At 47.9% G+C, this 22,912-nt stretch carries 19 protein-coding genes; all 19 read left to right on the top strand.

Annotated elements, in window-relative coordinates; all coding sequences use genetic code 11:
- Nucleotides 1-1,437, top strand: a complete 1,437-nt coding sequence (cpsB, locus tag MOQ06_RS07170) for a mannose-1-phosphate guanyltransferase (RefSeq protein WP_242172199.1) — start codon at nt 1-3, stop codon at nt 1,435-1,437.
- A 109-nt stretch (nt 1,438-1,546) separates the two neighbouring features.
- A complete protein-coding gene (cpsG, locus tag MOQ06_RS07175) occupies nt 1,547-2,917 on the top strand; it encodes a colanic acid biosynthesis phosphomannomutase CpsG (protein WP_242172201.1) in 1,371 nt (456 codons plus the stop codon).
- A gap of 131 nt (nt 2,918-3,048) precedes the next feature.
- Nucleotides 3,049-4,443, top strand: coding sequence for an undecaprenyl-phosphate glucose phosphotransferase (gene wcaJ, locus MOQ06_RS07180; protein ID WP_176609935.1), 1,395 nt, complete (start codon nt 3,049-3,051; stop codon nt 4,441-4,443).
- A gap of 1 nt (nt 4,444) precedes the next feature.
- Entirely contained in the window at nt 4,445-5,923 is a 1,479-nt protein-coding gene (wzxC, locus tag MOQ06_RS07185; RefSeq protein ID WP_242172204.1) for a colanic acid undecaprenyl disphosphate flippase WzxC, read from the top strand.
- Nucleotides 5,924-5,940: 17 nt separating this feature from the next.
- Nucleotides 5,941-7,221, top strand: coding sequence for a colanic acid biosynthesis pyruvyl transferase WcaK (gene wcaK / locus MOQ06_RS07190; RefSeq protein ID WP_176609937.1), 1,281 nt, complete (start codon nt 5,941-5,943; stop codon nt 7,219-7,221).
- Nucleotides 7,218-8,438, top strand: a complete 1,221-nt coding sequence (wcaL, locus tag MOQ06_RS07195) for a colanic acid biosynthesis glycosyltransferase WcaL (RefSeq protein WP_242172206.1) — start codon at nt 7,218-7,220, stop codon at nt 8,436-8,438. Before wcaK ends, wcaL begins: the two co-directional genes overlap by 4 nt.
- Before the next feature lie 12 nt (nt 8,439-8,450).
- Nucleotides 8,451-9,842 (top strand): colanic acid biosynthesis protein WcaM, encoded by a 1,392-nt coding sequence (gene wcaM, locus MOQ06_RS07200; protein WP_242172209.1) that lies wholly within the window; start codon nt 8,451-8,453, stop codon nt 9,840-9,842.
- A gap of 173 nt (nt 9,843-10,015) precedes the next feature.
- Nucleotides 10,016-10,912 (top strand): GalU regulator GalF, encoded by an 897-nt coding sequence (gene galF / locus MOQ06_RS07205; RefSeq protein WP_110293152.1) that lies wholly within the window; start codon nt 10,016-10,018, stop codon nt 10,910-10,912.
- 359 nt (nt 10,913-11,271) lie between these two features.
- Nucleotides 11,272-12,357, top strand: coding sequence for a dTDP-glucose 4,6-dehydratase (rfbB, locus tag MOQ06_RS07210; protein ID WP_242172210.1), 1,086 nt, complete (start codon nt 11,272-11,274; stop codon nt 12,355-12,357).
- On the top strand, nt 12,357-13,256 hold the full coding sequence (rfbD, locus tag MOQ06_RS07215) for a dTDP-4-dehydrorhamnose reductase (RefSeq protein WP_242172211.1): 900 nt from the start codon (nt 12,357-12,359) through the stop codon (nt 13,254-13,256). Before rfbB ends, rfbD begins: the two co-directional genes overlap by 1 nt.
- Before the next feature lie 52 nt (nt 13,257-13,308).
- Complete coding sequence (gene rfbA / locus MOQ06_RS07220; RefSeq protein ID WP_242172212.1) at nt 13,309-14,187, top strand: glucose-1-phosphate thymidylyltransferase RfbA; 879 nt, start codon at nt 13,309-13,311, stop codon at nt 14,185-14,187.
- A gap of 3 nt (nt 14,188-14,190) precedes the next feature.
- Entirely contained in the window at nt 14,191-14,727 is a 537-nt protein-coding gene (gene rfbC, locus MOQ06_RS07225; protein ID WP_242172213.1) for a dTDP-4-dehydrorhamnose 3,5-epimerase, read from the top strand.
- A gap of 33 nt (nt 14,728-14,760) precedes the next feature.
- Nucleotides 14,761-16,014: a flippase gene (locus tag MOQ06_RS07230; RefSeq protein WP_242172215.1), complete on the top strand. Its 1,254-nt coding sequence runs from the start codon at nt 14,761-14,763 to the stop codon at nt 16,012-16,014.
- A 24-nt stretch (nt 16,015-16,038) separates the two neighbouring features.
- Complete coding sequence (locus MOQ06_RS07235; RefSeq protein ID WP_242172216.1) at nt 16,039-16,983, top strand: glycosyltransferase family 2 protein; 945 nt, start codon at nt 16,039-16,041, stop codon at nt 16,981-16,983.
- Nucleotides 16,976-18,046 carry a glycosyltransferase gene (locus tag MOQ06_RS07240; protein ID WP_242172217.1) on the top strand — a complete coding sequence of 357 codons (1,071 nt, stop codon included), beginning with the start codon at nt 16,976-16,978 and terminating at the stop codon, nt 18,044-18,046. Before MOQ06_RS07235 ends, MOQ06_RS07240 begins: the two co-directional genes overlap by 8 nt.
- Nucleotides 18,047-18,114: 68 nt before the next feature.
- Nucleotides 18,115-19,392, top strand: coding sequence for a nucleotide sugar dehydrogenase (locus MOQ06_RS07245; protein WP_242172219.1), 1,278 nt, complete (start codon nt 18,115-18,117; stop codon nt 19,390-19,392).
- Nucleotide 19,393: 1 nt separating this feature from the next.
- Complete coding sequence (locus tag MOQ06_RS07250) at nt 19,394-20,419, top strand: NAD-dependent epimerase/dehydratase family protein (RefSeq protein WP_242172220.1); 1,026 nt, start codon at nt 19,394-19,396, stop codon at nt 20,417-20,419.
- 46 nt (nt 20,420-20,465) lie between these two features.
- Complete coding sequence (locus MOQ06_RS07255) at nt 20,466-21,599, top strand: glycosyltransferase family 4 protein (protein ID WP_242172221.1); 1,134 nt, start codon at nt 20,466-20,468, stop codon at nt 21,597-21,599.
- 4 nt (nt 21,600-21,603) lie between these two features.
- Nucleotides 21,604-22,875 (top strand): O-antigen ligase family protein, encoded by a 1,272-nt coding sequence (locus MOQ06_RS07260; protein WP_277932175.1) that lies wholly within the window; start codon nt 21,604-21,606, stop codon nt 22,873-22,875.
- Nucleotides 22,876-22,912 lie beyond the last annotated feature (37 nt).

The raw sequence follows: 22,912 nt of genomic DNA on the forward strand, positions 1-22,912 counted from the left end.
ATGAGTCAAACCACTTTGTATCCGGTCGTAATGGCGGGTGGATCCGGGAGCCGGTTGTGGCCACTGTCCCGCGTGCTTTATCCAAAACAGTTTCTTTGCCTGAAGGGCGACCTCACCATGCTGCAAACGACGGTTAACCGTCTGCAGGGCGTGGAGTGCGAAAGCCCGGTGGTGATCTGTAACGAACAGCACCGCTTTATCGTTGCCGAGCAGCTGCGCCAGCTGAACAAACTCACCGAAAATATCATTCTGGAGCCTGCCGGTCGCAACACCGCGCCCGCTATCGCCCTGGCGGCGCTGGCGGCGAAACGCAGCAGCCCGGACTGCGATCCGCTGATGCTGGTGCTGGCGGCTGACCACGTTATCCAGCAGGAAGAGGCGTTCCGCGACGCGGTGCGTGCGGCCATTCCTTACGCCGAGCGCGGCAAGCTGGTGACCTTCGGCATCGTGCCGGATCTGCCGGAAACCGGCTATGGCTACATTCGCCGCGGCAGCGTGACGCCAGGCGAGGGCGACAGCGTGGCCTTTGACGTGGCCCAGTTCGTCGAAAAACCTAATCTGGAAACCGCGCAGGCCTACGTTGCCAGCGGTGAATATTACTGGAACAGCGGTATGTTCCTGTTCCGCGCCGGGCGCTACCTGGAAGAGCTGGAAAAATATCGCCCGGATATCTTAAGCGCCTGCGAGAAAGCGATGGCGGTGGTGGATCCGGATCTCGACTTTATCCGCGTGGATGAAGCCTCTTTCCTCGCCTGCCCGGAAGAGTCCATTGACTATGCGGTGATGGAGCGCACGGCGGACGCCGTGGTGGTGCCGATGGATGCGGGCTGGAGCGACGTCGGCTCCTGGTCATCCCTGTGGGAGATCAGCGCGCATACCCCGGAGGGTAACGTCCATCACGGCGACGTGATTAGCCACAAAACGGAAAACAGCTACGTCTACGCCGAGTCTGGCCTGGTCACCACGGTAGGGGTGAAGGATCTGGTGGTGGTGCAGACCAAAGACGCGGTGCTGATTGCCGACCGTAATGCCGTGCAGGACGTCAAAAAAGTGGTGGAGAAGATCAAGGCCGACGGCCGCCACGAGCACCATATTCACCGGGAAGTGTACCGTCCGTGGGGCAAATACGACTCCATCGACGCGGGCGAACGTTACCAGGTGAAGCGCATCACCGTGAAGCCGGGCGAGGGGCTGTCGGTGCAGATGCACCACCACCGCGCCGAGCACTGGGTGGTGGTGGCGGGTACCGCCAAAGTAACCATCGACGGGGAAGTGAAGCTGCTGGGTGAAAACGAGTCCATTTATATTCCGCTGGGGGCGACGCACTGCCTGGAAAACCCCGGAAAAATTCCGCTCGACTTAATTGAGGTGCGCTCCGGCTCCTATCTGGAAGAGGACGACATTATCCGCTTCCAGGATCGTTACGGGCGCGTGTAGCACCCCGCATCATGCCCGGCGGCACTGCGCCTGCCGGGCCTACGAATGACAAAAATAAATTTGGCCATTATGTGGTCAGGGCCAACCGTTGCCTGAAAAAGAGGTCATCATGGAAAAATTAACCTGTTTTAAAGCCTACGATATTCGCGGCAAGCTGGGCGAAGAGCTGAACGAAGACATTGCGTGGCGCATCGGCCGCGCGTACGGCGAATATCTCAAGCCAAAAACCATCGTGCTGGGCGGCGACGTGCGTCTGACCAGCGAATCCCTGAAGCTGGCGCTGGCGAAAGGGCTGCAGGACGCGGGCGTGGACGTGCTGGATATCGGCCTTTCCGGTACCGAAGAGATCTATTTTGCCACCTTCCACCTCGGCGTGGACGGCGGTATCGAAGTCACCGCCAGCCATAACCCGATGGACTACAACGGCATGAAGCTGGTGCGCAAGGGCGCACGTCCTATCAGCGGCGACACCGGGCTGCGCGACGTGCAGCGTCTGGCAGAGGCCAACGACTTCCCGCCGGTTAACGACGCAAAACGCGGCAGCTATAAGCAGATTAACCTGCAAAAAGAGTACATCGACCACCTGCTGGGCTACATCAACGTGGCGAACCTTAAGCCGCTGAAGCTGGTCATTAACTCCGGCAACGGCGCGGCAGGCCCGGTTGTCGATGCACTTGAGGCCCGCTTTAAGGCGCTGAACGTGCCGGTAACCTTCGTCAAGGTGCACAACATGCCTGACGGCAACTTCCCGAACGGTATTCCTAATCCGCTGCTGCCGGAGTGCCGCGACGACACCCGCAACGCGGTAATCGAGCACGGCGCCGATATGGGCATCGCCTTTGACGGCGACTTCGACCGCTGCTTCCTGTTCGACGAGAAAGGCCAGTTTATCGAGGGCTACTACATTGTCGGCCTGCTGGCGGAAGCGTTCCTCGAGAAAAACCCGGGCGCGAAGATCATTCACGACCCGCGCCTCTCCTGGAACACCGTCGACGTGGTGGGTGCCGCGGGCGGTACGCCGGTGATGTCCAAAACCGGCCACGCGTTTATTAAGGAGCGGATGCGTGAAGAAGACGCCATTTACGGCGGGGAGATGAGCGCGCACCACTACTTCCGCGATTTTGCCTACTGCGACAGCGGGATGATCCCGTGGCTGCTGGTGACCGAGCTGCTGTGCCTGAAAGGGCAGAGCCTGGGCGAGCTGGTGCGCGACCGCATGGCGGCGTTCCCGGCCAGCGGCGAGATCAACAGCAAGCTGGCGCAGCCCGCCGAGGCGATTGCCCGCGTTGAACACCACTTTGCCCTTCACGCGCTGGAGATTGACCGTACCGACGGTATCAGCATGTCGTTCCCGCAGTGGCGCTTCAACCTGCGCTCCTCAAACACCGAGCCGGTGGTGCGCCTGAACGTCGAATCCCGTGCCGATACCGCGCTGATGGAAGCTCGAACGAAGGACATTCTGGCGCTGTTGAATCAGTAATACGAAAGCCTGAGCCTGGCCCCTCACCCTAACCCTCTCCCCAAAGGGGAGAGGGAACTTGAACACCCTCTCCCCTTTGGGGAGAGGGCCGGGGTGAGGGGCCCAGGTTTTGGTTGAATAAAGGAACAACGATGACGAATCTAAAAAAGCGCGAACGAGCGAGAACGAATGCATCGTTAATCTCTATGGTGCAGCGTTTTTCTGATATCACCATCATGGTAGGCGGACTGTGGGCGGTGTGTTGGGTCAGCGGGCAGTCGTTCTTCTACATGCATTTGCTGATGGCGTTAATTGCGCTGGTGGTGTTTCAGATGATTGGCGGCATGACCGATTTCTATCGCTCATGGCGCGGCGTAAAAATGACCACCGAACTGATGCTGCTGCTACAGAACTGGACCTTAAGCCTGATTTTCAGCGCGGGCCTGGTGGCGTTCAGCCATGATTTTGATAACCGCCTTGTGACCTATCTCTGCTGGTATCTGCTGACCAGCGTTGGCATGGTGGTTTGCCGCTCGCTGATCCGCTTTGGCGCGGGCTGGCTGCGCAACCGCGGCTATAACCGCCGCTTCGTTGCCGTGGCGGGCGATCTGCCGGTCGGCCGGGTGTTGCTCGACGGCTTCCGCAAAGAGCCGTGGTTAGGCTTTGAAGTGGTCGGTATTTATCACGACGCGAAGCCCGGCGGCGTGCCGTCCGACTGGGCGGGCAACTACGAACAGCTTATCGACGACGCGAAGGCCGGCAAAATTCATAACGTCTATATCGCCATGCAGATGAAGGATGAATCCCGCATCAAGAAGCTGATGCGCGAGCTTGCCGATACCACCTGCTCGGTGATCCTCATCCCGGACGTCTTCACCTTCAACATTCTTCACTCCCGTATTGAAGAGGTCAACGGGGTGCCGGTTGTTCCGCTGTACGACACGCCGCTGTCGGGCATTAACCGCGTGCTGAAGCGCGTGGAGGACATCGTGCTTTCGTCGCTGATCCTGCTGCTGATCTCCCCGGTGCTGTGCTGCATTGCGCTGGCGGTGAAGCTCAGCTCGCCGGGGCCGATCATCTTCCGTCAGACCCGCTACGGCATGGACGGTAAGCCGATCATGGTGTGGAAATTCCGCTCCATGAAGGTGATGGAGAACGACAAGGTGGTGACCCAGGCGACGCAGAACGATCCGCGCGTCACCCGCGTGGGCAACTTCCTGCGCCGCACCTCGCTGGACGAGCTGCCGCAGTTCATTAACGTGTTCACCGGGGGGATGTCCATCGTTGGGCCGCGTCCTCACGCTGTTGCCCACAACGAGCAGTACCGCACTCTGATTGAAGGCTACATGCTGCGCCATAAGGTGAAGCCAGGCATCACCGGCTGGGCGCAGATCAACGGCTGGCGCGGCGAGACCGACACGCTGGAAAAAATGGAAAAACGCATCGAGTTCGACCTGGAGTACATCCGCGAGTGGAGCCTCTGGTTCGATATCAAGATTGTTTTTCTGACCATTTTCAAGGGCTTCGTGAACAAAGCGGCGTACTAAGATGAGCTTACGTGAAAAAACCATCAGCGGCGCGAAATGGTCAGCCATGGCCACCATCGTCATCATCGGCCTCGGGCTGGTGCAGATGACGGTGCTGGCGCGCATTATTGATAACCACCAGTTCGGCCTGCTGACGGTCTCGCTGGTGATTATCGCGCTGGCCGATACGCTGTCTGACTTCGGTATCGCCAACTCGATTATCCAGCGCAAAGAGATTAGCCACCTGGAGCTGACCACGCTCTACTGGCTGAACGTCGGGCTGGGCATTTTCGTCTTTGTGCTGGTGTTCCTGCTGAGCGACGTGATTGCCGGCGTGCTGCACAACCCGGATCTGGCCCCGCTGATGCGCACGCTGTCGTTTGCTTTTGTGGTGATCCCGCACGGGCAGCAGTTTCGCGCGCTGATGCAAAAAGAGCTGGAGTTCAACAAAATCGGCATGATTGAGACCAGCGCCGTGCTGGCGGGCTTTACCTTCACCGTGGTGAGCGCCCATTTCTGGCCGCTGGCGATGACCGCCATTCTCGGCTACCTCGTTAACTCTGCCGTGCGCACGCTGCTGTTTGGCTTCTTTGGCCGCAAGATTTACCGCCCGGGGCTGCACTTCTCGCTGGCGTCCGTCTCCTCCAACCTGCGCTTCGGCGCGTGGCTGACGGCAGACAGCATTATTAACTATGTGAATACCAACCTCTCCACGCTGGTGCTGGCGCGCATTCTGGGCGCCAGCGTCGCGGGCGGCTATAACCTGGCGTATAACGTCGCGGTCGTGCCGCCAATGAAGCTCAACCCGATCATCACCCGCGTGCTGTTCCCGGCGTTTGCCAAGATTCAGGACGATACCGAGAAGCTGCGCGTCAACTTCTACAAGCTGCTGTCCGTGGTGGGCATTATCAACTTCCCGGTGCTGCTGGGGCTGATGGTGGTGTCCAGCAACTTCGTGCCGCTGGTGTTTGGCGAGAAGTGGAACAGCATCATCCCGATCCTCCAGCTGCTCTGCGTGGTGGGGCTGCTGCGCTCCGTGGGAAACCCGATTGGCTCCCTGCTGATGGCGAAGGCGCGCGTGGATATCAGCTTCAAGTTCAACGTGTTTAAAACCTTCCTGTTTATTCCGGCGATTATCGTGGGTGGGCACATGGCGGGCGCCATTGGCGTGACGCTCGGGTTCCTGCTGGTGCAGATCGTCAATACCGTGCTGAGCTACTTCGTGATGATCAAACCGGTGCTGGGCTCCAGCTATCGTCAATACATCCACAGCCTGTGGCTGCCGCTCTACCTCTCGTTGCCAACGCTTGCCGTCAGCTACGGCCTGGGCGTGGTGCTCGGCGGCCATCTGCCGCTGGCGGCGCTGCTTGCGGTGCAGGTCGCGGCAGGCGCGCTGGCCTTCGGCGTGATGATTGTGCTGTCACGCAACGCGCTGGTGGTTGAGATGAAGCGCCAGTTTTGCCGTAACGAAAAAATGAAAACGCTGCTTCGCGCAGGCTAGATATTTAAGAGGCCATTATGAAATTACTTATTCTTGGCAACCATACCTGCGGCAACCGTGGCGACAGCGCCATCCTGCGCGGTTTACTGGATGCAATTAACACCCTTAAGCCTGAGACCGAAGTGGACGTAATGAGCCGTTATCCGGTCAGCTCGTCCTGGTTACTGAACCGTCCGGTAATGGGCGACCCGCTCTACGGCCAGATGAAACAGCACAACAACGCCGCGGGCGTGATGGGGCGCGTGAAGAAGGTGCTGCGTCGCCGCTACCAGCATCAGGTGCTGCTCTCCCGCGTGACCGATACCGGCAGGCTGCGCAACATCGCCATCGCGCAGGGCTTTACCGATTTCGTGCGCCTGCTGTCCGGCTATGACGCCATTATTCAGGTTGGCGGCTCGTTCTTTGTCGATCTCTACGGCGTGCCGCAGTTTGAGCATGCGCTCTGCACCTTTATGGCGAAAAAGCCGCTGTTTATGATCGGCCACAGCGTCGGGCCGTTCCAGGATCCGCAGTTTAACCAGCTGGCAAACTATGTCTTCGGCCACTGCGACGCGCTGATCCTGCGCGAATCGGTCAGCCTCGACATGATGAAGCGCAGCGAGATCGACACGTCAAAAGTGGAGCACGGCGTGGATACCGCCTGGCTGGTGGATCATCAGGTCGACAGCTTCCAGCCGAGCTACGCGGTCCGGCACTGGCTGGACGTGGCGGCAAAACAGAAAACCGTCGCGATTACCCTGCGCGAACTCGCCCCGTTCGATAAACGTCTCGGCACCACCCAGGCGGCGTACGAGAAAGCGTTTGCCGACGTGGTAAACCGCGTGCTCGACAGCGGCTACCAGGTGCTGGCGCTCTCCACCTGCACCGGTATCGACAGCTATAACAAGGATGACCGCATGGTGGCGCTGAACCTGCGCAACCTGGTGAACGATCCGTCCCGCTACCACGTGGTGATGGACGAGCTGAACGATCTGGAGATGGGCAAGCTGCTCTCCGCCTGCGACCTGACGGTGGGCACGCGTCTGCACTCGGCGATTATCTCGATGAACTTCGGCACGCCGGCGATTGCCATTAACTACGAACACAAGTCAGCGGGCATTATGCAGCAGCTCGGCATGCCGGAAATGGCCGTTGATATTCGTCATCTGCTGGACGGTTCGCTTGGTGCGATGGTTGGCGACACGCTGGGCCAGCTGCCTGCAATCAACGAACGTCTGGCGGTAGCGGTGAAAGCCGAACGCGAAAAAGGCATTGGGATGGTGAAATCCGTACTCGATCGCGTCCGGGAGGGGAAATGAAGGTTGGTTTCTTCTTGCTGAAATTCCCGCTGTCGTCTGAGACCTTTGTGCTGAACCAAATCACCGCGTTTATCGATATGGGATATGACGTGGAGATTATCGCCCTGCAAAAGGGCGATACGCAGAACACCCATGCGGCGTATACCCAGTATGGGCTGGAGGCGAAAACCCGCTGGCTGCAGGATGAGCCGGGCGGGCGGATGAACAAACTGCGCTATCGCGCCGGCCAGACGCTGCGCGGGCTGCATCGCGCGTCGACGTGGCGGGCGCTGAACATGTCGCGCTATGGGGCGGAGGCGCGCAACCTGATCCTCTCCGCCATCTGCGGGCAAACGGCGCGGCCGTACCGTGCCGATGTTTTTATCGCCCACTTCGGCCCAGCGGGCGTCACCGCCGCGAAGCTGCGCGAGCTTGGGGTGATTGAGGGCAAAATTGCGACCATATTCCACGGTATCGACATCTCCAGCCGCGAGGTGCTGAACCACTATACCCCGGAGTATCAGCAGCTGTTTCGCCGCGGCGACATGATGCTGCCGATAAGCGACCTGTGGGCCGGACGCCTGAAAACCATGGGGTGCCCGAGCGAGAAAATTACCGTCTCGCGCATGGGCGTGGACATGGAGCGCTTCACCCAGCGCCCGGTCAAGGTGCCGGGCAAGCCGCTGCAGATTATCTCCGTGGCCCGCCTGACCGAAAAGAAAGGGCTGCACGTGGCCATTGAGGCCTGTCGCCAGCTGAAGGCTCGCGGCGTCGATTTCCACTACCGCATCCTGGGGATCGGGCCGTGGGAGCGTCGCCTGCGCACGCTGATAGAGCAGTACCAGCTGGAAGACGTGGTCGAGATGCCCGGCTTCAAGCCGAGCCACGAGGTGAAGGCCATGCTCGACGAGGCGGATGTGTTCCTGCTCCCCTCCGTGACGGGCGCCGATGGCGATATGGAAGGCATTCCCGTGGCGCTGATGGAGGCGATGGCGGTCGGTATTCCGGTTGTCTCGACGTTACACAGCGGCATCCCGGAGCTGATCACCTCTGAGCATTCCGGCTGGCTGGTGCCTGAAAACAATGCGCTGGCGCTGGCGGACCGCCTGGCGGCGTTCAGTGATATTGATAGCCAGACGCTGGTACCCGTGCTGCAAAACGCCCGACAAAAAGTCGAAGCAGAATTTAACCAGCAGGTAATTAATCGCCAGTTAGCGAGCCTGCTGCAAACGCTGTAACGCTGAGGTTGTATGCTGAAAAAGATTACCCGACGCCGATTTGTCTCTTCTTTATCCGTCCTGGCTGCCATGCCGTTGCTGTCGCCCCGCGCCGCGCGGGCGGCCACCGGAAAGACGGTTTCTGTCGATCGCTATAACCATAACGACTGGATCGCCGCCTTTAAGCAGGCCTTTAGCGAAGGCGATACCGTGGTGGTTCCTGCCGGGTTAACCTGCGAAAACATCAACACCGGCATTTTTATCCCTGATGGCAAAACGCTGCTCATCCGCGGCGCGCTTAAGGGCAACGGGCGCGGGCGCTTTGTGCTCCAGGAAGGCTGTAAGGTGATCGGCGAGGGGGAAGGGCGCACGCACAACATCACGCTGGACGTCCGTGGCTCCGACTGTGCCATCAAAGGGCTGGCGATGAGCGGCTTCGGCCCCGTCACCCAGATTTACATCGGCGGTAAAAAGCGGCGAGTGATGCGCAATCTGCTTATCGATAACATTACCGTGACGCAGGCCAACTACGCGATTCTGCGTCAGGGGTTCCACAATCAGGTGGACGGCGCGCGCATCACCAACAGCAAATTCAGCCACTTACAGGGTGATGCGATAGAGTGGAACGTGGCGATCAACGATCGCAATATCCTGATCTCGGACCACGTAATCGATAACATTAACTGCACGAACGGCAAGATCAACTGGGGCATTGGCATCGGGCTTGCCGGCAGTACCTACGACAATGATTACCCGGAAAAGCAGACCGTAAAAAACTTCGTGGTGGCAAATATCACGGGCAGCAACTGTCGACAGCTGGTGCATGTCGAAAACGGTAAGCACTTTGTTATTCGTAATATTAAGGCCAAAAATATTACGCCTGACTTCAGCAAAAAAGCGGGAATTGATAACGCGACGGTAGCTATTTATGGCTGTGATAATTTCGTTATTGATAATGTCGATATGGTCAACAGCGCTGGCATGCTAATTGGCTATGGCGTAATCAAGGGGGATTATCTGTCGATCCCGCAGAACTTCAAACTCAACGATATCCGGCTGGATAACCGAAAGCTGGCGTATAAGCTGCGCGGAATACAGATCTCATCCGGCAATGCCACGTCGTTTGTTGCCATCACCAACGTTGAGATGCAGCGCGCAACGCTTGAGCTGCATAACAAACCCCAGCACCTTTTCTTGCGCAATATCAACGTGATGCAGGAGTCAACGACCGGGCCAGCCCTGAAGATCAACTTCGACCTGCGCAAAGACGTGCGCGGGAAGTTTATGGCTAAAAACGAGACGCTGCTGTCGCTGGCAAACATCAAAGCAGTGAATGAGAAGGGGCAGAGCTCGGTGGATATTGACCGGGTGGATCAACACGTTGTGAATACGGAACGGCTGAATTTTGCGCTACCGCACCGCTAACCGGGACGCAATTTTGCGACTTTTCCTGGCACAGAATCGCGATCTATTCAGATTACAACTACTGTAATTTGTGGTGGGGTAGCTTAGGATTACTTCATATTTACGGCAAATCATGCTGGCGAAAACAGGTTTAAAAGCTATAATTCGTCAACCATTTTAAGGTGGAAGATATAATGATTAATTTGAAAGCAGTCATTCCGGTAGCAGGTCTGGGCATGCACATGTTGCCAGCCACAAAGGCCATTCCTAAGGAGATGCTTCCGATCGTTGACAAGCCGATGATTCAGTACATCGTCGACGAGATTGTTGCTGCAGGGATCAAAGAAATCGTTCTGGTGACGCACTCATCCAAGAATGCGGTAGAGAACCACTTCGACACCTCTTACGAACTCGAAGCGCTGCTTGAGCAGCGCGTTAAGCGCCAGCTGCTGGCAGAAGTGCAGTCTATCTGTCCTCCTGGCGTAACCATCATGAACGTGCGCCAGGCACAGCCGCTGGGCCTGGGCCACTCCATCCTGTGTGCTCGCCCCGTTGTAGGCGATAACCCGTTTATCGTGGTACTGCCAGATATCATCATTGATACCGCTTCTGCTGACCCGCTGCGTTATAACCTGGCGGCGATGGTGGCGCGTTTCAACGAAACGGGCCGCAGCCAGGTGCTGGCTAAGCGCATGAAAGGCGATCTGTCCGAATACTCTGTTATCCAGACCAAAGAAGCGCTGGAGACGGAAGGGCAGGTGAGTCGTATCGTTGAATTTATCGAAAAACCGGATCAGCCGCAGACGCTGGACTCAGACCTGATGGCGGTTGGCCGCTATGTTCTGAATGCGGATATCTGGGCCGAGCTGGAGAAAACCGCGCCGGGCGCCTGGGACCGAATCCAGCTGACCGATGCGATCGCCGAACTGGCGAAAAAGCAGTCCGTTGATGCGATGCTGATGACCGGCGACAGCTACGACTGCGGCAAGAAAATGGGGTATATGCAGGCGTTTGTGAACTACGGCCTGCGTAACCTGAAGGAAGGGGCGAAGTTCAGAAGCCGCATTGAGAAGCTGCTGGCTAACGACTGATAGCTCATCACAGGCATAATCGGTTTACGAGCGACAGCCATCATTTTGTTATGTGGTTACATAACTAAAATGATGGCTGTCGCTTTTTTGTTATTAATTCCTATGATAACAGAGAGTTATCTGCTTTAAATCTGGACTGATTTGTAACGATTTGTGCTTGTTTCTGATGCGATTTAGGACGACAATTAACGCCAGTTTTGTCTGTAATCAGACTGTAAATCTTTTATTCAAACGTCGCTCAGTGCACTGGTAGCTGTCAAGCCAGGGGCGGTAGCGTGCACAATTTGTGAAACCGTAATTAAGACAGTGGTTTCTCGATTGCCAATATCTCTATATCTCCAATAGACGGATTAGTTAACGTGAAAATTCTTGTGACGGGCGGGGCCGGTTTCATCGGCTCAGCGGTTGTACGACATATTATTAAAAATACCCAGGACGAAGTCGTTAACGTGGATAAACTGACGTATGCCGGTAACCTGGAGTCCCTCAACGATGTCAGCGGCAGCGACCGTTATGCCTTTGAGCATGCGGATATTTGTGATAAGTCGGCTATGGATCGTATTTTTGCCGAGCATAAACCGGATGCGGTAATGCACCTGGCGGCAGAAAGTCACGTTGACCGTTCCATTACCGGTCCGGCTGCGTTTATTGAGACCAACATCGTTGGCACCTATGTGCTCCTGGAAGCGGCCCGCGCTTACTGGTCTGCGCTGGATGATGCAGCAAAAAAAGCGTTTCGCTTCCATCACATTTCTACCGATGAAGTGTACGGCGACCTGCCGCACCCGGACGAGCATCCGGCTTCTACCGACCTGCCGCTCTTCACTGAAACCACAGCCTATGCGCCAAGCAGCCCATACTCTGCCTCTAAAGCGTCCAGCGACCATCTGGTCCGCGCCTGGCTGCGTACCTACGGTTTCCCGACGATTGTCACCAATTGTTCAAACAACTACGGTCCGTATCATTTCCCGGAAAAGCTTATCCCACTGGTAATCTTGAACGCGCTGGACGGAAAAGCGTTGCCGATTTACGGCAAAGGCGACCAGATCCGCGACTGGCTATATGTCGAAGACCATGCACGTGCGCTCTATATCGTTGTTACCCAGGGTAAACCGGGTGAGACTTACAACATCGGTGGGCATAACGAAAAGCAAAATCTGGACGTTGTGCACACTATTTGCGATTTGCTGGATGAGATCGTGCCGAAAGAAGGCTCTTATCGCGATCAGATCACTTACGTTGCTGACCGCCCGGGGCATGACCGTCGCTACGCGATTGATGCGCACAAAATTGGCGTTGAGCTTGGCTGGAAGCCTGAGGAGACATTCGAAAGCGGAATTCGTAAGACTGTTGAATGGTACCTGAGCAACCAGGAGTGGGTTAGCAACGTAAAAAGCGGTGCTTACAAAACCTGGATCGAACAGAATTACGGGGAACGTCAATAATGAACATCCTTCTGTTCGGCAAAACAGGGCAGGTGGGTTGGGAGCTACAGCGCGCGCTGGCCCCACTGGGCAACCTGATTGCGCTTGATGTGCATTCAAAAGATTACTGCGGCGATTTTAGCAACCCTGAAGGGATTGCTGAGACGGTTCGTAATATTAAACCTGATGTGATCGTCAACGCAGCTGCTCACACCGCAGTGGATAAAGCAGAATCTGAGCCAGAGTTTGCGCAGTTACTGAATGCGACAAGCGTTGAGGCTATCGCGAAAGAAGCTGCAAAGATCGGTGCCTGGGTTGTGCACTATTCCACGGATTACGTCTTCCCGGGTGATGGCGAAACGCCATGGAGTGAAACGGACGCGACGGCGCCGCTGAATGTTTATGGTCAGACGAAACTGGATGGCGAAAAAGCCTTGCAGGATAACTGCCCTAATCACCTCATTTTCCGTACAAGTTGGGTATATGCTGGTAAGGGCAACAATTTTGCCAAGACCATGCTCCGCCTTGCGAAAGAGCGCAAAGAACTTTCCGTAATTAATGACCAGGTTGGCGCACCAACGGGCGCTGAGCTGTTAGCCGATTGCACCGCTCACGCTATTCGTGTGGCAATGGTTAAACCTGAAGTTGCAGGGCTTTACCATCTCGTTGCTTCTGAAACGACAACCTGGTACGACTATGCGGCGCTAGTGTTTGACGAGGCCAAAAAGAACGGCGTTGAGTTGGCTATTGAAAAACTGAATGCCGTTCCCACCTCAGCATATCCGACGCCCGCGCGTCGTCCACATAATTCACGCTTAAATACCGTTAAGTTCCAGCAGAACTTCAACCTGGTATTGCCTGCATGGCACGATGGTGTGAAACGTATGCTTGCTGAGCTTTTCACGGCGCAATCTATTTAATCATTTAAAAAATGCCCGTTTACGGGCATTTCGTGTTTATAGAGAAATTATAATGACTACACGTAAAGGTATTATCCTTGCCGGCGGATCCGGCACTCGTCTCTATCCAGTGACCATGGCGGTAAGCAAGCAGCTGCTGCCAATTTATGATAAACCAATGATTTACTATCCGCTGTCAACGCTAATGCTGGCAGGGATTAAGGATATACTGATCATCAGTACGCCACAGGATACGCCGCGCTTTGAACAGCTTTTGGGTGATGGTAGCCAGTGGGGGCTAAACCTTCAGTATAAAGTCCAGCCAAGCCCTGATGGACTTGCGCAGGCCTTTATCATTGGCGAAGAGTTTATTGGTGACGACAGCTGCGCGCTGGTGCTTGGCGATAATATTTTCTACGGACATGACCTGCCAAAACAGCTGGAAGGTGCAGTTGGCAAGGGCGATGGTGCGACAGTATTTGCCTATCACGTTAACGATCCTGAACGTTATGGCGTGGTGGAGTTCGATAAAGATGGTACGGCCATTAGCCTGGAAGAGAAGCCGCTGGAACCTAAAAGCAACTATGCCGTTACTGGGCTCTATTTCTACGATAATGACGTAGTGGAAATGGCGAAGAACCTGAAGCCTTCTGCACGCGGTGAGCTGGAAATTACCGACATCAACCGTATTTACCTGGAGCAGGGCCGTCTTTCCGTTGCTATGATGGGGCGCGGCTATGCGTGGCTGGATACTGGTACACACCAAAGCCTGATCGAGGCAAGCAACTTTATTGCGACGATTGAAGAGCGTCAGGGGCTAAAAGTCTCCTGTCCGGAAGAGATTGCGTATCGCAAAGGGTTTATTGATGCGGAGCAGGTGAAGAAGCTGGCTGAACCGTTGAAGAAAAATGCCTATGGGCAATACCTGCTTAAGATGATTAAAGGTTACTAAGACATGAACGTTATTAAAACTGATATTCCAGATGTACTCATTTTTGAGCCAAAAGTTTTTGGTGACGATCGTGGTTTTTTCTTTGAGAGTTTCAGCCAGAAAGTATTCGAAGAGGCAGTAGGACGTAAAGTTGAGTTTGTGCAGGATAATCACTCTAAATCCTGCAAGGGTGTGCTTCGCGGTTTACATTATCAACTGGAACCGTATGCGCAGGGAAAACTGGTGCGCTGTGTCGCCGGTGAAGTATTTGATGTTGCGGTTGATATCCGTAAATCCTCTCCGACTTTTGGAAAATGGGTTGGTGTGAATCTTTCAGCTGAAAATAAACGTCAATTGTGGATCCCTGAAGGGTTTGCTCATGGATTTTTGGTGTTGAGTGATGTGGCTGAGTTTGTCTATAAAACTACAAATTATTACCATCCTGAATGTGAAAAGGGCCTTCTCTGGAATGATTCTTCACTCAATATATCTTGGCCTATCAAAGATGAGCCACAACTCTCTCTTAAAGATTCCAAAGCAGAAAAATTTTCAGAATTATAATTACACCTCTTTCAGTGTAAACTTGGACGTAAAATGAGTTTAATTCGTAACAGTTTATGGAATATTTTGGGGTATGCTATTCCTTCATTTGTAGCTATTCCAGCATTAGGCTACCTTGCAAGGGCACTGGGTACCCAACAGTTTGGACTTTTTACGTTAGCACTTGCGATAGTAGGCTATGCAAGCATATTTGACGCAGGTATCACTCGTTCAGTTATACGAGAAATATCATTTTTTCGGGATGATCAAAATGAAAGAAAAAAAATAGTAACTACTTCAATATTTTGTATGTTGTTTATGGGTTTTTTGGGGTTTAGTACATTATTGCTCTTATCCCCATTTACGATGGAAATTTTAAACGTAACCTCTATAAATGAAAGTGTCGTTAAGAGCAGTGTTATTATTGTAGGTCTGTGCATCCCGATTTTTCTCATCAATCAACTATTCATGGGGTTTATGGAAGGAGAAGAAAAATTTGGACATGTTAACACACAAAAAATAATAGCTAATATATTTATTGCAGGTATGCCGGCCCTTTTTGTATATTTTGACAAAAATCTTAACTATGCTGTTTATGGTTTACTGTGTGGTCGAATTATAGGAATGTTGATAGCTATTTATTTAAGTCGCCTAACCTTTATTGTTAAAGAATTTCATTTTCATAAAATCGTTTTTTTTAGATTATTAAAATTTGGTGGGTGGATTACAGTAAGTAATATTATCAGCCCAATAATGACAATTGCAGACCGTTTTATACTATCCCATTTAATGGGTGCTAATAATATTGCATTTTATACAGCACCTTCTGAAGGTGTGGCGCGTTTAACAATTATTCCAGCAGCATTATCTCGAGCTATATTTCCAAAGTTAAGTTATGCAAAAAATCAAAGTGAAAGACTAAAACATCAACGCCTTGGATATTTGATTCTATTAATGGCTTGTTTACCGGTAGCAATTGTTGTATTTATCTTCGCTAGCGATATTTTAAGGTTATGGATGGGCGTAGCCTTTTCTGCATCAGAACCGACACTGATTTTAAGAATACTTGTTATTGGTTTTGTATTTAATGCTATTGCCCAAATTCCCTATGCAAGTATACAGGCTAAAGGGAAAGCACATTATACAGCAGCGATTCATTTAATTGAATTGGTACCTTACATCTATTTATTATTCTATATGATTAGCAAACTTGGTTTGATAGGCGTTGCATATGCATGGCTTGCTCGAACATTTGTAGATTTCTTATTACTTTTGGTTGCCGAAATTGCAATCGAGAAAAATTTATAACTTTTCTTATTTTATGGCTAAAAAATGACTTTAAGTATTGTAATCGTTAATTGGAATGCTGGTGAGCAGTTAAAGGAATGTCTAAATTCTATCATTTGTTATCATTCAAATTTAATAGACGAAGTTGTCATTCTGGATAATAATTCAACAGATGACTCTATAACAAATATTAGCAATCTTAAAACTGACGATTTCGCGATTAGATTAATATGTTCGCAATCAAACTTAGGTTTTGGGAAAGCTTGTAATGTTGCCAGTAAGAATATAAAGTCTAAGTACATTTTGTTCCTGAATCCGGACGCTCAGATATATTTTGATACATTAACAAAAGTCATAAACTATATGGAGGAAAATAATGACGTTGGTGTATGTGGTATTAAACTAATTGATTCATCAAATAAAATACAAAAACATTGTACTGTTCAACCTAGGCTTAAACATTATTTTAATCATGCAACTGGCCTGTCAGCAGTATCTTCGAAGTTATTCCCATATATATTTTTGAAAGATTTAGATTATGATAAAGATGCTGATGTTCCACATACAATTGGTGCCTTTTATTGTATCAGAAATGAACTATTCAAAAGTTTGAAGGGATTCGATGAGCTTTTTTTTGTCTATTTAGAAGACTTGGATCTTTCTCGCCGAGTTTTAGATAAAGGATTTAGGATCCATTATTTATCGACTGCCGCTGCTTTTCATAAAGGGGGGGGCACATCAGAACAAGTAAAAGCGTTCAGATTATTTTATTCTTTGCGTAGCAGGATTTTATTTGGTTTTAAACATTTTCCCCTTTGGCAGGCATATGTTCTTCTCTTTCTTACCATAGTCTTGGAGTTGTTCACTCGCACGTTAAGAGGTATATTACATTTTTCAAGAATAGAAGTTGCTAACACATTAAAAGCATACAGAATGCTTTACAAAGAGCTTCCAGGATTGATAAGAAGAGGGAGAAAAATAAATGGTTAAGCTCTTAATTTTATCGAAATACGAAAGTTTAGGTGCAAGTAGTCGTCTACGTTCGCTTGATTACATCGAATATTTTGAAAAAGAAGGCATTAAAACTACAGTTTCTGCACTTTTTGATAATGAATATCTTCGTAAACTATATTCCAAGAAAAAACGATCTAAAATTTCACTAGTAAAATATTATCTTCACAGAATAAAAGTTATTCTTTTTGATTTGAAGAAGTATGATGTTATTTTTCTCGAAAAAGAGGCTTTCCCATATCTCCCTGGGATATTTGAAAGGCTAATATGTAATGCAAAGATTCCTTATATAGTCGATTATGATGATGCAATCTTCCATAATTATGATCTGACAACTTCAAAATTTAAGAAACTGCTTTTACAGAATAAACTCAAACCACTGCTTTCAAATGCAAGTTATGTGACAGTAGGTAATTCGTATTTAGAAAATTTAGCCATAAAAAATGGTGCAAAAAATGTCCTGAAGATTCCTACTGTGATTAATATTAATCGATATCATAAAGACTCAGATTCTAAACTTGATGTAATTAAAATTGGTTGGATCGGTTCCCCAAGTACAACAAAATATCTTAAATTGATTTGGCCTGTTTTTGAAAAATTAAAACACCATACGAATATACGCCTAATTACCATTGGTGCTGATGTGATCGACGATTGCCCTATTCCGGTAGAGCAATTACCATGGTCATTAGACTCGGAATGTGAAATTTTGAAGACTATTTCAATTGGCATTATGCCTTTAGAAGATGGCCCTTGGGAAAAAGGTAAGTGTGGCTATAAGTTAATCCAATATATGGCTAGCTCAAAACCTGTTATCGCGTCTAACGTTGGTTTCAATTCAGAAGTAGTGACTCCTGATGTAGGATTTCTTGCTAATACGGAAGAAGATTGGTTCCAGGCATTTAATTATATCTTAGAGAAACCCGAGATATTACAATCAATGGGTACTAATGCGAGACGTCGCGTTGAGGAAAATTATACTCTACAAATTAATAGTGTAATTTTATCTCAACTAATAAAGAAGATTGCAAAAAAAGATTAGCTTATATAAAATTTGGCATTAAATTAACAATGCATTTATTTAAGAATAGATAAACTCAGGATATTAAAATGATCATAGCTGTCGTAGGTCTAGGATATGTCGGTTTACCATTAGCAGTAGAATTTGGTAAAAAAACAAAAACGATTGGGTTTGATTTATCTGAATCGAAGGTTAATTCTTATTTGGAACATATTGATCCGACAGGAGAGGTTGCTACTGAGGAATTAATTAAAGCAGATAAACTTATTTGTACAACCGATGCTACAAAACTCAACGAAGCGGATTTCATCATCATTGCGGTACCAACCCCGGTAGATGAATCGCATCAGCCAGATTTTACGCCTTTAATTAAGTCTTCAGAAACTGTAGGCAGAAATTTAAAAAAAGGCGCAACCGTTGTTTACGAGTCAACTGTATATCCTGGCGCCACAGAAGATGTATGTATACCCATTCTGGAGAAATTTTCTAACTTAAAATGGTTAACAGATTTTAATGTAGGTTATAGTCCAGAAAGAATCAACCCCGGAGATAAAGAAAGGACTGTTACAAAAATTGTAAAAGTAGTTTCTGGTGACACACCTGAAACTTTAAAGAAAGTAAGTGAAACATATGAGATGGTAATTAAAGCTGGAGTCTACCAAGCAAGTTCCATCAAAGTCGCAGAAGCCGCGAAAGTAATAGAAAATACTCAACGTGATCTAAATATTGCATTGATGAATGAACTGGCTATTATATTCGACAAGTTATCAATTGATACACTTGAAGTTCTTGAGGCTGCAGGTACTAAATGGAATTTCCTACCGTTCCGCCCAGGCTTAGTTGGAGGACATTGTATAGGTGTTGATCCATATTATTTGACACATAAAGCAGATATGATCGGATACCACCCTCAAGTGATACTTGCCGGACGTAGAATTAACGACTCTATGGGTAAGTACATTGCTGAGCAGACAGTAAAAAAAATGATTGCAGCAAACATTTCTGTTAAAGGTGCAAATGTATTAATTATGGGGTTAACATTCAAAGAGAATTGCCCCGACTTGAGAAACAGTAAAGTCATTGATGTTATTAGAGAGTTGGAATCGTATGGCGTAAATATTATTGTACACGATCCACTTGCCTCGCATTCAGAAGCAAAACATGAATATAATATAAAGCTTCAGAGCTGGGATGAAATTCCTCCTTGCCATGCTGTTATCCTAAGCGTATGTCATAAGGAATATATTAACGGTGGTTTCGATAATATTAAGTCAAAGATAATCCCAGGTGGTGTCTTCTCTGATATTAAGAGTGTCTGGGCAACTGAAGAAGTCGCAAAACACGGTATAACCAGTTGGAGACTGTAAAATGAATACTTTTGAAACCTTAAAATCAACTCTTTTAGCATCCAACCATAAATGGCTTATAACTGGTGTAGCAGGGTTCATTGGGAGTAATCTTCTAGAACAATTACTCAAATTAAATCAAAAAGTTGTAGGTCTTGATAACTTTTCTACTGGACATGAAAGAAATCTGAATCTTGTCAAAGAAGCGGTTAGAGAAGAACAATGGAATCAATTCAAATTCATCGAAGGTGACATTCGTAATTTAGATGATTGTCTAAATGCTTGTGAGGGGGTTGATTATGTTTTACATCAAGCAGCATTAGGTTCAGTTCCTAGATCTATAAAAGACCCGATAACAACAAACGAAAATAATATTTCTGGTTTTTTGAATATGCTTGTTGCAACAAGAGACCAGAATGTCAAACGATTTGTCTATGCTGCGAGTAGTTCAACCTATGGAACTCATCCTGGTTTACCTAAGGTAGAAGATTTAATTGGTGAACCATTATCTCCATATGCAGTGACGAAATATGTTAACGAACTTTATGCAGGAGTTTTCGCTAAAGTTTATGGTGTTGAAAGCATTGGTTTAAGATATTTTAACGTATTTGGTCCCCGCCAGGATCCTAATGGTGCTTACGCAGCCGTTATTCCTAAGTGGACAGCGTCTATCCTTAATGATGAGACTGTTTATGTGAATGGGGATGGCAGTACGAGTCGTGATTTTTGCTTTGTAGCTAATGCTGTGCAAGCAAACTTGCTCGCAGCTAAAACTATGGATCCAGAATCCATAAATACCGTTTATAATGTCGCTGTTGGGCAACAAACGTCATTAAATGAATTGTATAATGCAATAGCAAACGAACTAAAGAAATATGGAGTAGACGTCAAGGATAATAAACTAGTGTATCGAGACTTTCGTGAAGGTGATGTCAAACATTCTTTAGCCGATATCAGTAAGATTCAAACAAGACTTGGATATGAGCCACTATTCACTTTGAAAGATGGATTAGTAGAATCAGTCAAATGGTATTATTCAATTAATTAATAATAAGAGGAAATGTTAAAGCATTTCCTCTCGGTTTTTTAAATGTATGAAAAAAATTCTCTTTGTTGTAAACGTTGACTCGTTTTTTATTTCACATCGTTTACCTATTGCTTTGGAATGTATTAGTAAAGGGTATGAGGTGCATTTAGCATGTGCATTAACAGGTTCTGAGGAATATCTTAAAAATTTAGGTATTATTACTCATCCTATTCCATTAACACGCGCTGGAATATCCGTTATAAAAGAAATAAAAGCCTTTCTTAAAATTTATAAAATCATCAAAGCATTAAGACCTGACGTTGTGCATATGATTACAGCCAAACCTGTAGCTTATGGTGGGGTTGCATGTAAACTTTTAGGTGTAAATAGACGCGTTGCCTCTATTTCTGGCTTAGGATATGCATTTATAGATAGCAGCTTAAAAGCTAAATTGATTAAAAATATTATTTTATTGTTTTATAGTTTCTCGCTTAAAAACGAACGTACTCAGGTTATTTTTCAGAATGAAAATGATAAGCAGTTGTTTATCCATTATGGGATGATACGTGAATCGCAAGCCGTCATAATTAGAGGTTCTGGTGTCGACCTTACAAGATATGTTGTACAACCGGAACCGACTGATGTACCTGTTGTGATGTTCGTTTCACGGTTACTCTATGATAAAGGTATAAGAGAGTTCATCGCTGCAGTGCGTTTGATTAAAAAGGAAAATATCAAATTTAGAGCAGTTCTGGTTGGTAATATAGATGAGAATCCCAATTCAGCTAAAGACTTTGAAATAGAACAATGGCAAAACGAAGGTATTATTGAATACTGGGGCTACCGAGAAGACATCCCACAGGTAATGTCGTATTCAAATATTGTTGTGCTTCCTTCATATCGTGAGGGGCTTCCTAAAAGTTTGATTGAAGCCGCAGCATGTGGCAGAGCAGTTGTGACCACTGATGTCCCCGGCTGTCGTGATGCTATAACGCCAGATGTGACAGGTCTTTTAGTAGATGTAAAAGACCATTTGACACTTGCTGATTCAATAAAATTGCTGCTCAATAATCCTGAGTTAAGACATCAGATGGCTTTTAATGGAAGGGAACTAGCTGAGCAATCATTTGATATTAAGAGTGTGGTTCAAATTCATATGAAAATCTATAATTCATTCACCGCTAATCCTGCCGATAAATAAACTTATGAATCTGACACTTAATGATTTTCTTTATAAGCTAAGTGGTGCGTTATTATTCCTTTCCTTAATATTGCCAACTTCACTCTCGCTCATTAAGTTTGCATTATTGCTTTCAATTCTACTACTTTATTTTATAAAAACTGGTGGGTTTTTAACCATAGCAAAGCAAAATGTTTTATTAACGGTACTATTTACTATAGTCGGGGCTGTATGGGTTTTATACGGTGCTCTGCGTGGTAATCCTGGTGCAGTTAGTATGTCAACAGTTCTCATAATTTACCCGGTTTTATTCGGAATCCTCTCTGGTTTGTACAGAGAGCAACTAAATGAAAAGCTCTATAAATTATTTGTTTATGCTGCTTGGGTTTTATCTTTAATTATTTTACTTATTTTAATCGATTATCTTTGGATTCATGTTGGCATTTATAACATTGCAACACTCATTTATGATAAAGATTCTGTCGTGATCGACAATTCAGGTGGGTATTTTAAGTTTACTGTGCCAAATATATCTTCTCTCATTTTTTTGATACCTTTTTTAATATCCGCAATTTTTTTTAGGAAAACTCCAGCGAGATATTATGTCTTATTTGTCATTTTATGCGTTATTGCTATCTTGTCGGGGCGTAGAGCGCTATTATTAACTATGTTCATGGCACCTATGATATCAGTCCTTCTTACCTCTGATAAACGGTCAAATAACAAATATTTTTCAAGGCTTCTAATTGCTGCTTTACTAGCTTGTGTCGCTATTTATGTTTTTTACATGGTCTATCCAGACTATTTTATAGATCGTGTGGCTAATATATTTAACTTCGACAGCAATGAAAGCAATTTAGAAAGAAAATACCAATTTGATGCACTCATGGCTGGTTTTTTTGAACATCCATTGATTGGGAATGGGGCTGGTGCAGCAGCTTCCTATTTACGTTCAGATACCCAGCCATGGGCATATGAATTATCCTATGTTGCTTTTCTATTCCAATTTGGAATTCTAGGCTTTTTTATTTATTTATCTGGAGTTTTGTATTTATTTTTCACTTTAATAAAACGAGTTAAACTTGTTGGTCGTAACAGTTTTGAGTTCTGCTATCTTTCAGGTTTTATAAGTTTCATGATAGCTAATGCCACAAATCCTTATTTACTAAAGTTTGACTATATGTGGGTGATTTTTATTCCTCTAGGGCTTTCAAATTTATTTTTTACCAAAAATGCTTATGTTGTAAACAATTGCGATAATAGAAATAGTGTTTTAACAAAAACTGATGTAAAGTAATCGTATTAGTCAATAAAAGATTATTAATTTGAGTTCA

Source organism: Enterobacter sp. I4, assembly GCF_022669095.1.
Taxonomy (GTDB): Bacteria; Pseudomonadota; Gammaproteobacteria; order Enterobacterales; family Enterobacteriaceae; genus Enterobacter; species Enterobacter pasteurii.